Source organism: Alteromonas antoniana, from assembly GCF_019249295.1.
In the GTDB taxonomy this organism is placed as follows: Bacteria; Pseudomonadota; Gammaproteobacteria; order Enterobacterales; family Alteromonadaceae; genus Alteromonas; species Alteromonas antoniana.
The window spans coordinates 142,875-156,927 of sequence record NZ_JAESDH010000011.1 but is presented as its reverse complement, the minus strand read 5'-3'; the positions used below and the strand labels follow the sequence as shown (position 1 = coordinate 156,927).

Genomic DNA, 14,053 nt, shown 5'->3' with positions numbered 1-14,053 from the left:
GCTGCAGTCAGAGTGGTTTTACCGTGGTCAACGTGGCCGATTGTACCCACGTTTACGTGGGGTTTCGTACGTTCAAATTTTTCTTTTGCCATTTTTCTCGTTTCCTAAGTTAAAAGTCCGACCCAATATAGACCGGACCGAACCTTCATTAAGATTTAGATTCTTGCTTCAATAATAGCTTGCGCAACATTGTTAGGCGCTTCGGAATAATTGAAGAACTCCATTGAGTATGACGCTCTGCCCTGTGTCTGAGAACGCAGGTCAGTGGCATAGCCGAACATTTCTGAAAGTGGCACTTTAGCACGAACAATTTTAATGCCCGCTACACCTTCGTCCATACCTTCGATCATACCGCGACGACGATTAAGGTCACCAACGACATCACCCATCCAGTCTTCCGGAGTGGTTACTTCAACTTTCATCATGGGCTCAAGCAACACCGGATTTGCTTCCGCGGCGCCTTTTTTGAAACCCATTGAGCCGGCGATCTTAAACGCCATTTCAGAAGAGTCAACATCATGGAATGAGCCATCGAACAAGGTAACCTTTACATCAAGTACCGGATATCCTGCGACCACACCACTTTGCATTTGCTCCTGAATTCCTTTATCAACCGCTGGAATGAATTCTTTTGGAATCACGCCACCGACGATTTCATTTACGAACTCGTAGCCCTTGCCTTCTTCCTGCGGCTCAATGCGCAGCCAGACGTGACCGAATTGTCCCCGGCCACCGGACTGTCGAATAAACTTGCCTTCGACTTCCACTTTCTTGCGGATAGTCTCGCGGTACGCAACCTGGGGATTACCCACGTTACATTCCACTTTAAATTCGCGCTTCATACGGTCGACAATAATGTCCAGGTGGAGTTCACCCATTCCTGAAATGATTGTCTGACCTGTTTCATCATCTGTCTTAACGCGGAAAGACGGGTCTTCAGCAGCCAGTTTATTTAGCGCAATACCCATTTTTTCCTGATCGGCCTGTGACTTTGGCTCAACGGCAATTGAAATTACCGGATCCGGGAACTCCATACGCTCCAGCGTAATGATGTGATTTGGATCACATAGCGTGTCACCGGTTGTCACATCTTTCAGTCCGATCGCAGCGGCGATATCGCCAGCGCGAACTTCTTTTAACTCTTCACGATCTTTCGAGTGCATCTGCACTATACGACCGAAGCGCTCACGCTTGCCTTTTACCGGGTTGTAGACGGTGTCACCCGTATTGACTACACCCGAATAGCAGCGGAAGAATGTCAGTGTGCCCACGAACGGGTCGGTGGCAATCTTGAATGCCAACGCCGAGAACGGCTCGCTGTCATCTGCTTTACGATGCGCTTCAGTTTCGTTTTTGTCGTCCAGGATACCAGTGATGGGTTTCACTTCGGTGGGTGATGGTAAATATTCAATCACCGCATCCAGTACTGCCTGAACGCCCTTATTCTTAAATGCGCTACCACACGTCGCCAGAACAATCTCATTGTTCAGGGTACGGGTACGCAGTCCGTGACGGATTTCCGCTTCGGTCAGCTCTTCGCCTTCCAGGTACTTTTCCATCAGTTCTTCGTTTGCCTCAGCGGCCGCTTCAATCATCTCTGAGCGGTACTTTTCGGCTTTTTCTACATACTCAGCAGGGATGTCTTCGTAAGTGAAGGTCATACCCATGTCTTCAGAATTCCAGTTGATAGCCTTCATTTTCAGAAGGTCAATAACGCCACGGAATTCTTCTTCGGCACCAATGTTCAGTTGAATCGGAACACAGGTTGCGCCTAAACGCTTGCGGATTTGCGCCACAACACGTTCAAAATCGGCGCCTGCCCGGTCCATCTTATTGACGAAAACCAGACGAGGCACCTCATATTTGTCAGCCTGTCGCCAGACTGTCTCTGATTGAGGCTCTACCCCGGAAGACCCACAAAATACGACGACAGCGCCGTCGAGAACACGCAGTGAACGCTCTACTTCGATAGTAAAGTCCACGTGTCCCGGTGTATCGATGATATTAATCCGGTGCTGGTCAAACTGCTGCTGCATTCCTGACCAGAAACAAGTTGTCGCAGCAGAGGTAATGGTAATACCACGTTCCTGCTCCTGCTCCATCCAGTCCATGGTGGCAGCGCCATCATGAACTTCACCAATTTTGTGTGACAGGCCCGTGTAGAAAAGTACACGTTCCGTGGTTGTGGTTTTACCCGCATCCACGTGTGCCACAATACCAATATTACGATAACGCTCAATTGAGGTCTTGCGAGGCATACGTCTCTCTCAGTTATTAAACGTTGATTACCAACGGTAGTGAGCAAACGCTTTGTTTGCTTCGGCCATACGGTGAACGTCTTCACGTTTCTTAACCGCAGAACCTTTGTTGTCTGCTGCATCTAACATTTCTGCAGCCAGGCGCTGAGCCATTGACTTCTCACCACGTTTACGCGCAGCTTCTACCATCCAACGCATACCCAGAGCGTTACGACGAACAGGACGAACTTCTACTGGAACCTGATAAGTAGAACCACCTACACGACGAGACTTAACCTCGACTGTAGGACGGATGTTGTCCAGTGCATCTTCAAACACATCCAGGTGTGCCTTGCCGGTTTTTTCAGCAACAATATCAAGCGCACCGTAAACGATTTTTTCAGCGACTGACTTTTTGCCGTCGAGCATTACGACATTCATGAATTTCGCAAGCAGCTGTGAACCATATTTTGGTTCAGGTAGGATTTTACGTTGACCTACGACTCTTCTTCTTGGCATCTTCTATTCTCCGTATGAATTCAGGGAAAACCCAAAACTCTAATTACTTCAGTTTGGCCTTACTAACGGAGAACCGTTAAGATTTAGGCTTCTTCGCGCCGTACTTAGAACGGGCTTGTTTACGATCGTTTACACCTGCGCAGTCCAAAGTACCGCGAACTGTGTGATAACGAACACCTGGCAGGTCTTTAACACGACCACCACGGATTAACACAACACTGTGCTCTTGCAGGTTGTGGCCTTCACCACCGATATATGAAGAAACTTCAAAACCGTTGGTCAGACGCACACGACATACTTTACGCAGTGCAGAGTTTGGTTTCTTAGGCGTAGTAGTATATACACGAGTACATACACCACGTCTTTGCGGACAAGCTTGCAGTGCAGCTACGTTGCTTTTTTCAACGGGCTTTCTGCGTGGCTTGCGCACTAACTGGTTAACTGTTGCCATTAACTAGCTCCTGATTAAAAACTACGAAAACCCGAGACAAATGTCCGGGTCCAATTTTTGCGATATTTTCGCTGTTGACCAACTCTGTGCTCGTCAGGGTTGGACAGACTCTAATACAAAAAACCGCGCCCTGTTTTTGCTGCCTTTTTAGGCTAACCAAAAATTGGGTCGCGGAATATTAATGATCAAAGCCTTGCCTGTCAAGCTGTACAAAGGATAACCACCAGATTTAACGGTATTCTTTGTCAACTTAAACGGGCATTCCCTTGCGGGAAATCTGAGTGGGGTGAGTGTTCTCACCCCACGTTAAGCTTACTCGTCAGCAGACTGCTGGCCGCTCACTTCCGCATTCAATGCTTCAGTCAGGGCCTGCTCGGCATCTGCTGCCGATACAGACATCTCTTCGATCTCTTCTTTACGGCGTTGCGCACGACGTTCGTGATAAGCGAAACCAGTACCGGCAGGGATCAGACGTCCCACGATAACGTTTTCTTTCAGACCACGCAGGTCGTCTTCTTTGCCTTGTACTGCCGCTTCGGTCAGTACGCGCGTTGTTTCCTGGAACGACGCGGCAGAGATGAACGACTCTGTAGACAGTGACGCTTTGGTGATACCCAGCAGCTGTGTTTCATACTGTGCAGGGATCTTGCCGTGTTTTTCAACTTCACGGTTAGTCACTTTCACAGTAGATACTTCAACCTGCTCGCCTTCAAGGAACTGCGTATCGCCCGGATGTGTAATGATACACTTACGCAGCATCTGGCGAATAACTACCTCGATGTGCTTATCGTTAATCTTAACACCTTGCAGACGGTAAACTTCCTGAACTTCGTTCACGATGTAGTTTGCTACCGCAGAGATACCACGCAGACGCAGGATATCATGTGGTGACTCAGGACCGTCGGCGATAACTTCACCTTTCTCGACCTTTTCACCTTCGAACACGTTCAGCTGACGCCATTTCGGAATCATCTCTTCGTAAGCATCACCCTCTGCAGGTGTGATAACCAGACGTTTCTTACCTTTGGTTTCTTTACCGAAGCCAATGGTACCTGAGATTTCCGCCAGGATAGCTGGTTCTTTCGGCTTACGTGCTTCAAACAGGTCGGCTACGCGAGGCAGACCACCGGTAATATCACGCGTTTTCGAACTTTCCTGAGGAATACGTGCCAGCACGTCACCTTCGTTAGCCATCTTGCCGTCAGAGGCTTCAATGGTAGTGAAGCTCGGCAGGCGAATTTCCTGCAGACCGAATTCGTCGCTTTCCAGGATAAGCTTAGGCTCTTTTGCATTCACCTTGGACAGGTCTTTCACCACGATACGGGTAAGACCGGTCAGCTCGTCCTGCTGCATCTCTGTGTTTGAGTCATCAACGTCCGAGAAGCTGATCTTAGCTGCACGTTCAGTGATGATTGGGTGACTATGCGGGTCCCAGTTAGCCACAACGTCGCCGGCAGAAACTGCTGCGCCGTCATCGACTGTCAGGATTGCACCGTAAGGCACCTTATAGCGTTCCTTCTCACGACCCTGGTCGTCAATCATTGTCAGTTCAGTTGAACGTGACACGATAACCACTTTGTCGTCAGAGTTACGTACGTATTTCGCATTGTGTAGCTTCAGGCTACCGCTTGTCTTAACCTGTACGCTGTTTTCGGCAGAAGCACGCGATGCGGCACCACCGATGTGGAACGTACGCATGGTCAGCTGCGTACCTGGCTCACCGATTGACTGTGCCGCGATAACGCCCACAGATTCACCGCTTCCAACCATATGACCACGTGCAAGGTCACGACCGTAACACTTCGCACATACGCCATAGTCGTTATCACAGGTGATAACCGAACGAACCTTGATCTGATCAACAGAGTTGGCTTCAAGCATATCAACCATGGCTTCGTCCAGCATGTCGTTACGCTGTGCCAGTACTTCGTCAGAACCTGGTTTAATCACATCTTCTGCAACCACACGACCCAGTACACGCTCACGTAGCGGCTCAACAACGTCACCACCTTCAATCAGCGGAGTCATCTGAACACCTTCGAAGGTGCCACAGTCGTCGTTAGTGATTACCAAGTCTTGTGCAACATCAACCAAACGACGCGTCAGGTAACCCGAGTTCGCTGTCTTCAATGCGGTATCGGCAAGACCTTTACGCGCACCGTGGGTTGAGATGAAGTACTGTAGTACGTTCAGACCTTCACGGAAGTTAGCCGTAATCGGCGTCTCGATGATTGAACCATCTGGTTTAGCCATCAGACCACGCATACCAGCCAGCTGACGAATCTGTGCGGCACTACCACGAGCACCGGAGTCGGCCATCATATAAACAGAGTTAAATGATTGCTGCTCTTCTTCTTCGCCTTTGGCATTGATAACAATGTCGGTCTTCAGGTTGTCCATCATGGCCTTGGCGACTTTTTCGTTCGCGTTTGACCAGATATCGATAACTTTGTTGTAACGCTCACCGGCAGTTACAAGACCGTTCTGGAATTGCTCCTGAATCTCGATAACTTCAGCTTCTGCTGCGTCGATGATTTCTTTTTTCGCTTCCGGGATAACCATATCGTCGATACCAACAGAGGCACCGGCAATCATTGCATAGTGGAAACCGCTATACATGATTTGGTCAGCCGCGATAACGGTGTCTTTCAGACCCAGTGTACGGTAGCAAGCGTTAAGAAGACGTGAAATCTGCTTCTTACCCATTGCCTGGTTGATGATCTCAAACGGCAGACCTTTAGGCAGAATAAGTGAGAAGATTGCACGACCTACAGTAGTGTCTGTCAGTGTCACTTTTTCTGTTTTGGTACCGTCTTCAGCAACGTCATATTCTGTGATACGTACTTTTACACGAGCGTGCAGTTCCGCGTTACCGGTACGGTACGCTTTTTCTGCTTCGTTCGGGCTGGTGAAAACCATGCCTTCACCCAGACCGTTGACTTTGTCGCGAGTCAGGTAGTACAGACCCAATACAACGTCCTGTGAAGGTACGATGATTGGATCACCGTTTGCCGGCGACAGAATGTTGTTGGTAGACATCATCAGCGCACGGGCTTCAAGCTGTGCTTCAATTGTCAGCGGTACGTGTACCGCCATTTGGTCACCATCGAAGTCGGCGTTGTAGGCCGCACATACCAGTGGGTGCAACTGAATCGCTTTACCTTCAATCAGGGTAGGCTCAAACGCCTGGATACCCAAACGGTGAAGCGTGGGTGCACGGTTAAGTAATACCGGGTGTTCGCGGATAACTTCATCCAGAACATCCCATACTTCCGGAGCTTCACGCTCAACCAGCTTCTTCGCAGCTTTAATGGTTGTCGCTAAACCACGACCTTCCAGCTTGCCGTAGATGAAAGGCTTGAACAGTTCAAGTGCCATCTTCTTAGGCAGACCACACTGGTGCAGGCGCAGCGTAGGACCAACGGTAATAACAGAACGGCCAGAGTAGTCAACACGCTTACCCAGCAGGTTCTGACGGAAACGACCTTGTTTACCTTTGATCATATCTGCCAAAGATTTCAGAGGACGCTTGTTAGAACCGGTGATAGCGCGGCCACGACGACCGTTATCCAGCAATGCATCAACTGCTTCCTGAAGCATACGCTTTTCGTTACGTACGATAATGTCAGGTGCCGCCAGGTCCAGAAGACGCTTCAGACGGTTGTTACGGTTGATTACACGACGGTATAAATCGTTCAGATCTGACGTCGCAAAACGGCCACCATCCAGTGGTACCAATGGACGTAGATCCGGTGGTAGTACTGGCAGAACCGTCATGATCATCCACTCTGGCTTGTTGCCAGATTGCTGGAATGATTCAAGCAGCTTCAGGCGCTTAGTAATTTTCTTACGCTTGGTTTCAGAGTTGATGCTGGGCAGCTCTTCACGCATCGCTGCAACGTCAGCGTCTACGTCCAGTACTTTCAGCAGGTCAAATACTGCTTCTGCACCCATTTTGGCATCAAACTCATCGCCGTGCTCTTCCAGTGAATCCAGATACTCTTCTTCACCCAGCAGTTGGCCACGCTCAAGCGTAGTCATACCTGGCTCGGTTACCACGTAAGATTCAAAGTAAAGTACACGTTCGATATCACGTAGCGTCATATCCAGCATCAGACCGATGCGTGACGGTAGTGATTTTAAGAACCAGATATGGGCAACCGGGCTGGCCAGCTCGATGTGACCCATGCGCTCACGACGTACCTTGGTCAGTGTTACTTCAACGCCACACTTCTCACAGATTACACCGCGGTGCTTCAGACGCTTATACTTGCCGCAAAGACACTCGTAGTCTTTTACCGGACCAAAGATACGCGCACAGAACAGACCGTCACGCTCTGGTTTGAACGTACGGTAGTTGATGGTTTCAGGCTTTTTCACTTCACCATAAGACCATGAACGGATCATGTCCGGTGAAGAAAGACCGATTCGAATATTATCGAATTCTTCAGTCTTGTTTTGTTGCTTTAGAAACTTTAATAAGTCTTTCACATTACTCTCCCAGCGGAGTCAGTCTCTAGAACCCGGCGCAAGCGCCGGGCCATCTCAGTCAATACGTGGCAATTGCCGTCTTACTTTTCTTCCAGCTCGATGTTGATACCCAGCGAGCGGATTTCTTTAAGTAACACGTTGAAGGATTCAGGCATGCCTGGCTCCATTCTGTGATCGCCATCGACGATGTTCTTGTACATTTTGGTACGACCGTTAACGTCATCCGACTTAACAGTAAGCATTTCCTGAAGCGTATAGGCTGCACCGTATGCTTCAAGGGCCCACACTTCCATCTCACCGAAGCGCTGACCACCAAACTGAGCTTTACCACCCAGCGGCTGCTGTGTAACCAGGCTGTAAGAACCGGTTGAACGCGCGTGCATCTTGTCGTCAACCAAGTGGTTCAGTTTCAGCATGTACATGTAACCCACGGTTACAGGACGCTCGAACGCGCGACCAGTACGGCCGTCAAACATCGTAATCTGTCCGCTTTCTGGCAGATCTGCCAGTTTCAGCATCTCTTTGATTTCCGATTCGCGAGCACCGTCGAATACTGGCGTTGCTACCGGGACACCTTTACGCAGGTTGTCAGCAAGACGCTTCACTTCATCATCAGAGAAGCTGTCGATGTCGACTTCCTGGTGGTTCTCACCCAGCTCGTACACTTCTTTTAAGAAGCTACGCAGCTTCGCCAGTTCTTCCTGCTCTTTCAGCATGCGGTCGATTTTCACACCGATACCGTGAGCAGCCATCCCTAAGTGGGTTTCAAGAATCTGACCAATGTTCATCCGCGAAGGTACACCCAGCGGGTTAAGAACGATATCTACCGGAGTACCGTGCTCATCGTAAGGCATATCTTCTACTGGCTGGATTGTCGAGATAACACCTTTGTTACCGTGACGTCCGGCCATTTTATCACCCGGTTGGATGTGACGTTTAACAGCCAGGTAGACCTTAACGATCTTCAGTACGCCTGGTGCCAGGTCATCACCCTGGGTGATCTTGCGACGCTTGATTTCAAACTTCTTATCGAAGTTTTCTTTCGTTTCTGCATGCTGATCTGCGATTTGATCCAGTTCAAGCTGCGCGTCTTCGTCTTTCAGTGTAATTTCGAACCACTTCTCACGTGGCAAGCTGTCAAGCTTAGCTTGCTCGATACCGTTACGAAGCAACATGTTCTGAGCACGGGCAAAGATGCCGTCAGCCAGAATGTTGAACTCGTCAGACAGATCTTTCTTAACCTGACGCAGTTGCATGTCTTCGATTTCCAGCGCGCGCTTGTCTTTCTCTACGCCGTCACGGGTAAATACCTGTACGTCAATTACAGTACCGTGAACAGAGTTAGGAACACGCAGAGACGTGTCTTTCACGTCAGACGCTTTTTCACCGAAGATGGCTCTTAACAGTTTCTCTTCTGGTGTCAGTTGCGTTTCGCCCTTAGGCGTCACTTTACCTACCAGAATGTCGCCGCCTTTTACTTCTGCACCGATGTAAACAACGCCTGATTCATCAAGCTTGCTTAGCGCAGATTCACCCACGTTAGGAATATCAGAAGAAATTTCTTCTGGCCCAAGCTTGGTATCACGAGCGATACAGCTTAGCTCCTGAATGTGGATAGTCGTAAAGCGGTCTTCCTGAGCGACACGCTCAGAAATCAGGATAGAATCCTCGAAGTTATAACCGTTCCAAGGCATGAACGCGATACGCATGTTCTGCCCCAGTGCAAGGTCACCTAAGTCCGTTGAAGGACCATCCGCCAGCACGTCACCGGCAACGATAGGATCACCTACGTTACAGGTTGGTTTCTGGTTAATACAGGTGTTCTGGTTCGAACGGGTGTACTTGGTCAGGTTGTAGATATCAATACCGGCTTCACCTGCCAGCATTTCTTCTTCATCAACCTTAATTACGATACGGCTCGCGTCTACGTAATCAACCACACCGCCACGCTTCGCCACAACTGTTACACCAGAGTCAACCGCAATGGTTTTCTCCATACCAGTACCAACCAGCGGCTTGTCAGCACGCAGTGTAGGTACTGCCTGACGTTGCATGTTGGCACCCATCAGTGCACGGTTAGCATCATCGTGTTCAAGGAACGGGATAATGCTGGCAGCGATTGAGACGATCTGCTGTGGAGACACGTCCATATATTTGATGTCTTCTTTCGGCATCAGCGTGGTTTCACCACGGTGACGACATGGAATCAGATCATCAACCAGTTCTCCGCCTTCGGTCAGAGCAATGTTTGCCTGTGCGATGGCGTACTGGCCTTCTTCAATGGCCGACAGATAATCGATTTCTTCGGTAACCACACCATCGACGATGCGACGGAACGGAGTTTCCAGGAAACCAAAGTCATTGGTACGCGCGAAGCTTGCCAATGAGTTAATCAGACCGATGTTTGGACCTTCAGGCGTTTCGATTGGACACAGACGACCGTAGTGCGTCGGGTGTACGTCTCGAACTTCGAAGCCTGCACGTTCACGTGTCAGACCGCCCGGGCCTAATGCAGAAATACGACGCTTGTGCGTCACTTCTGACAGCGGGTTGTTCTGATCCATAAACTGCGACAGCTGAGAAGAACCAAAGAATTCTTTTACTGCAGCAGAGATTGGCTTGGCGTTGATCAGATCCTGAGGCATCGTGCTATCAAGATCGCCTAAGCTCAGACGTTCTTTAACCGCACGCTCAACACGTACCAGACCGACACGGAACTGGTTTTCTGCCATTTCACCAACAGAACGGATACGACGGTTACCCAGGTGATCGATATCGTCCACCTCGTCTTTACCGTCACGGATTTCGATCAACTGCTTCATCACAGAGACGATATCGTCACGATCCAGCGTACCGTTGCCAACCAGTTCTTCGCGGCCAAGGCGACGGTTGAACTTCATGCGACCAACAGAAGACAGATCGTAACGCTCTTCAGAGAAGAACAGGTTATCGAACAACGTTTCTGCAGCGTCTTTCGTTGGTGGCTCACCAGGACGCATCATGCGGTAGATTTCTACCAGTGCTTCCAGACGGTTTGTGCTTGAATCGATGCGCAAGGTGTCGGAAATATACGAACCGTGATCCAGCTCGTTAATGTAAAGCGTTTCGAATTCTTTGATACCGGCCTGGCTCAGCTCTGCCAGATTTTCCAGTGTCAGTTCATCGTTTGCATTTACAATCACTTCGCCAGTGTCTTCGTTAACGTAAGTCGCCGCGAACACTTTACCAATCAGGTATTCTGCTGGTACTTCAAGCTCAGTGATACCGGCTTTTTCAAGACTGCGAGTATGACGCGCAGAAATACGACGGCCAGTTTCAACAACCACGTTGCCTTCTTTGTCCAGAATTTCGAATTGCGCCGTTTCACCACGCAGACGATCCGGAACCACTTCCATCATCAACTTATCTTTATCGATGCGAACCTGCACTTTCTCGAAGAACATTTCCAGAATTTCTTCTGTTGTCATTTCCAGTGCACGTAAGATGATGGTTGCAGGCAATTTACGACGACGGTCGATACGTACAAACAGGTTATCTTTTGGATCGAATTCGAAATCCAGCCAAGAACCACGGTATGGAATAACTCGAGCGTTATACAATACTTTACCAGACGAGTGCGTTTTACCTTTGTCGTGATCAAAGAATACACCAGGGGAACGGTGCAGCTGCGATACGATAACACGCTCTGTTCCGTTAATGACGAACGTACCGTTCTCTGTCATTAATGGAATCTCACCCATGTACACTTCTTGTTCTTTAATGTCTTTTACGGTACCTGGGGCGGCTTCTTTATCGAATAATACTAACCGCAGCTTTACTCTTAAGGGAGCGGAATAAGTGACACCACGAATTTGACATTCTTTGACGTCGAATACCGGCTCACCCAGACGATAGCTTACATACTGAAGCTCTGAGTTGCCTGAATAGCTTTTGATAGGGAATACAGAGCGGAAGGCAGCTTCCAGTCCGTACTGACCATCAGAATCGATTTCAATAAATTTTTTGAAGGAATCAAGCTGAATTGAAAGAAGGTATGGAATTTCCAATACCTGTGGGCGTTTGCCAAAATCCTTACGGATACGTTTCTTTTCGCTATAAGAGTAAACCATGGGTTCCTCAGCCTGCTGATTTATGACCCAACCTGCTGTTCGATAAATGCACTAGACAAGCACCAAACAACAAACTTCCACGACCCTTTTCCGGGCAATTCGACCAGCATACAACAAAATTTAACCAATTATTAGTTAACTTATTGGTTTTATGCTTTTTTTGGTGAACTTCCGGAGTTCCTGATAATGCACAGTTAAGGGCTAAAAACTGTACACCCTACAGCGCAAAAAGGCTGGTGGTCAATAATAACCACCAGCCTCGCCGTCTCAGGCAGGTAATCTGAATGTCAGATTACTTGATTTCTACTTCTGCACCAGCTTCTTCAAGCTCTTTCTTCAGTGCTTCAGCTTCATCTTTGCTTACGCCTTCTTTGATAGCTTTAGGAGCAGATTCAACTACTTCTTTCGCTTCTTTCAGGCCAAGACCAGTTGCGCCGCGAACTGCTTTGATAACTGCAACTTTGTTACCACCGAATGAAGTCATAACAACGTCGAATTCAGTTTTCTCTTCTGCAGCTTCAGCAGCAGCTACTGGTGCAGCAGCTGCAACAGCAGCTGTTGCTTCAACGCCGAATTTTTCTTCAGCTGCTTCGATTAGCTCAACCAGTTCCATAACTGGCATTTCAGCAATCGCGTTCAAGATATCTTCTTTGGTTAGAGCCATTTCTCTAAACTCCTGGGTTTAAATAGTTAAAAAAATCAATATGCCAAAAACGCCAATTACTTGGTGTCTTTGATCGCCGCCAATACGCGCACAAATTTGGTAGGTACTTCGTTGATAGTTTGAACGAATTTGCCCACCGGTGCTTTGAAGGTTGCAAGTAGTTTCGCAAGCGCTTCGTCGCGGGTCGGAAGTGAAGCCACTGCATCCAGTTTTTCTGGACCAAGAAGACCACTACCAATAGAAAGTGCTGTAACTTTCAACTTATCGTTTGACTTCGCATAGTCTTTGAAAAGACGCGCTGCACCACCCGGTGCATCAATAGAGAAGCCGTAGATAAGAGGACCAGTTAAAGCGCTGTCCAAGTCTGCAAATTTACTGTCTGCCAGAGCGCGTTTCGCCAGAGTATTACGTACAACCTTCAGGTATACGCCTTGCTCACGAGCTTTAACACGCAGGTCAGTCAGTTCTGCAACTTCCATCCCACGGTATTCAGCGACGGCAACGGATAGAGCGCGAGATGCAACTTCGGATACCTCTGCTACGATCTCTTTCTTTGCTGCTAAACCTAGTGCCACTGAGTTCACCTCTTTGTATCTGATGCGTTCACAATCATTTGCTTACCACATCAGGGTTCACAGATTGATATCGCGGGCTTTCGCCGTTGATACCGCTCTACGGTGTTTGTTACCCCAGAGAGTCTGAGTCAAACCACCGTCTGCGCAGGCTGTTGGATTAAGTCACACATTGAATGCAAAAGTTCTCTTACCTCTTTTGCTGTATGACACCTGCGGTCTTGGACGGGAGCTGCAGTCAAGCACTGCTGTCTTACAGCTCCAACCCATAACCTTTCAGAGACGTTGGTGAAATATCACCAACCAAGAATTACTGACCTACACTGGCCTTATCAAGCGTTACGCCGGCGCCCATTGTGGTGCTCAGGCTAACTTTCTTGATATAGGTACCTTTAGCAGAAGAAGGCTTGGCTTTCTTCAGTGCTTCCAGCAGCGCTTCCAGGTTTTCCTGAATTTGGTTTGCTTCAAAAGCAATTTTACCAATGCTTGCGTGGATGATACCGTTTTTGTCGTTTCTGTAACGAACCTGACCAGCTTTTGCATTTTTAACAGCAGTGGCTACGTCTGGCGTTACTGTGCCAGTTTTAGGGTTAGGCATCAGGCCACGTGGACCAAGAATCTGACCTAGCTGACCAACAACGCGCATCGCGTCAGGGCTGGCTACAACCACGTCAAAGTTCATTTCGCCTTTCTTAACCTGTTCAGCCAGGTCTTCCATACCTACGATGTCGGCACCGGCTTCTTTTGCTGCGTCAGCGTTAGCACCCTGGGTGAAAACAGCAACGCGAACGTCTTTACCAGTACCGTTAGGCAGTACAGTTGCACCACGAACGTTTTGGTCAGATTTCTTCGCATCGATACCCAGGTTAACAGCTACGTCAACACTTTCAGCGAACTTGGCAGTTGCCAGCTCTTTAAGAAGGGCAACCGCTTCGCTGATTTCGTATTCTTTAGTCGCGTCTACTTTGTCGCGGATCAGGCGAGCGCGTTTAGATAATTTAGCCATTCGA

General features: G+C 48.7%; 9 protein-coding genes. All 9 read right to left on the bottom strand.

Going from position 1 to position 14,053, the window contains the following annotated elements; genetic code table 11:
- The coding region (locus JKP77_RS11340; protein ID WP_018003793.1) for a GTP-binding protein at window positions 1-92 on the bottom strand (92 nt) is incomplete at its 3' end.
- Between the two features lie 63 nt (window positions 93-155).
- Window positions 156-2,258 (bottom strand): elongation factor G, encoded by a 2,103-nt coding sequence (fusA, locus tag JKP77_RS11335; protein ID WP_218311285.1) that lies wholly within the window; start codon window positions 2,256-2,258, stop codon window positions 156-158.
- 27 nt (window positions 2,259-2,285) lie between these two features.
- A complete protein-coding gene (rpsG, locus tag JKP77_RS11330; RefSeq protein WP_218311284.1) occupies window positions 2,286-2,756 on the bottom strand; it encodes a 30S ribosomal protein S7 in 471 nt (156 codons plus the stop codon).
- A gap of 76 nt (window positions 2,757-2,832) precedes the next feature.
- Window positions 2,833-3,207 (bottom strand): 30S ribosomal protein S12, encoded by a 375-nt coding sequence (gene rpsL / locus JKP77_RS11325; protein ID WP_014951037.1) that lies wholly within the window; start codon window positions 3,205-3,207, stop codon window positions 2,833-2,835.
- A 312-nt stretch (window positions 3,208-3,519) separates the two neighbouring features.
- Window positions 3,520-7,698: a DNA-directed RNA polymerase subunit beta' gene (rpoC, locus tag JKP77_RS11320; protein ID WP_218311283.1), complete on the bottom strand. Its 4,179-nt coding sequence runs from the start codon at window positions 7,696-7,698 to the stop codon at window positions 3,520-3,522.
- 80 nt (window positions 7,699-7,778) lie between these two features.
- Entirely contained in the window at window positions 7,779-11,807 is a 4,029-nt protein-coding gene (gene rpoB, locus JKP77_RS11315; protein ID WP_218311282.1) for a DNA-directed RNA polymerase subunit beta, read from the bottom strand.
- Window positions 11,808-12,099: 292 nt separating this feature from the next.
- Entirely contained in the window at window positions 12,100-12,471 is a 372-nt protein-coding gene (rplL, locus tag JKP77_RS11310; protein ID WP_218311281.1) for a 50S ribosomal protein L7/L12, read from the bottom strand.
- A gap of 56 nt (window positions 12,472-12,527) precedes the next feature.
- Window positions 12,528-13,046, bottom strand: coding sequence for a 50S ribosomal protein L10 (rplJ, locus tag JKP77_RS11305; RefSeq protein WP_218311280.1), 519 nt, complete (start codon window positions 13,044-13,046; stop codon window positions 12,528-12,530).
- Window positions 13,047-13,353: 307 nt separating this feature from the next.
- Window positions 13,354-14,049 (bottom strand): 50S ribosomal protein L1, encoded by a 696-nt coding sequence (rplA, locus tag JKP77_RS11300; RefSeq protein ID WP_218311278.1) that lies wholly within the window; start codon window positions 14,047-14,049, stop codon window positions 13,354-13,356.
- Window positions 14,050-14,053: the final 4 nt, after the last annotated feature.

What these genes read in the sequence shown, in the direction of transcription:
- rplL (WP_218311281.1), bottom strand. Translation starts at nt 12,471, where the DNA reads ATGGCTCTAACCAAAGAAGATATCTTGAACGCGATTGCTGAAATGCCA.
- rplA (WP_218311278.1), bottom strand. Translation starts at nt 14,049, where the DNA reads ATGGCTAAATTATCTAAACGCGCTCGCCTGATCCGCGACAAAGTAGAC.
- rpsG (WP_218311284.1), bottom strand. Translation starts at nt 2,756, where the DNA reads ATGCCAAGAAGAAGAGTCGTAGGTCAACGTAAAATCCTACCTGAACCA.
- rpoB (WP_218311282.1), bottom strand. Translation starts at nt 11,807, where the DNA reads ATGGTTTACTCTTATAGCGAAAAGAAACGTATCCGTAAGGATTTTGGC.
- rpsL (WP_014951037.1), bottom strand. Translation starts at nt 3,207, where the DNA reads ATGGCAACAGTTAACCAGTTAGTGCGCAAGCCACGCAGAAAGCCCGTT.
- fusA (WP_218311285.1), bottom strand. Translation starts at nt 2,258, where the DNA reads ATGCCTCGCAAGACCTCAATTGAGCGTTATCGTAATATTGGTATTGTG.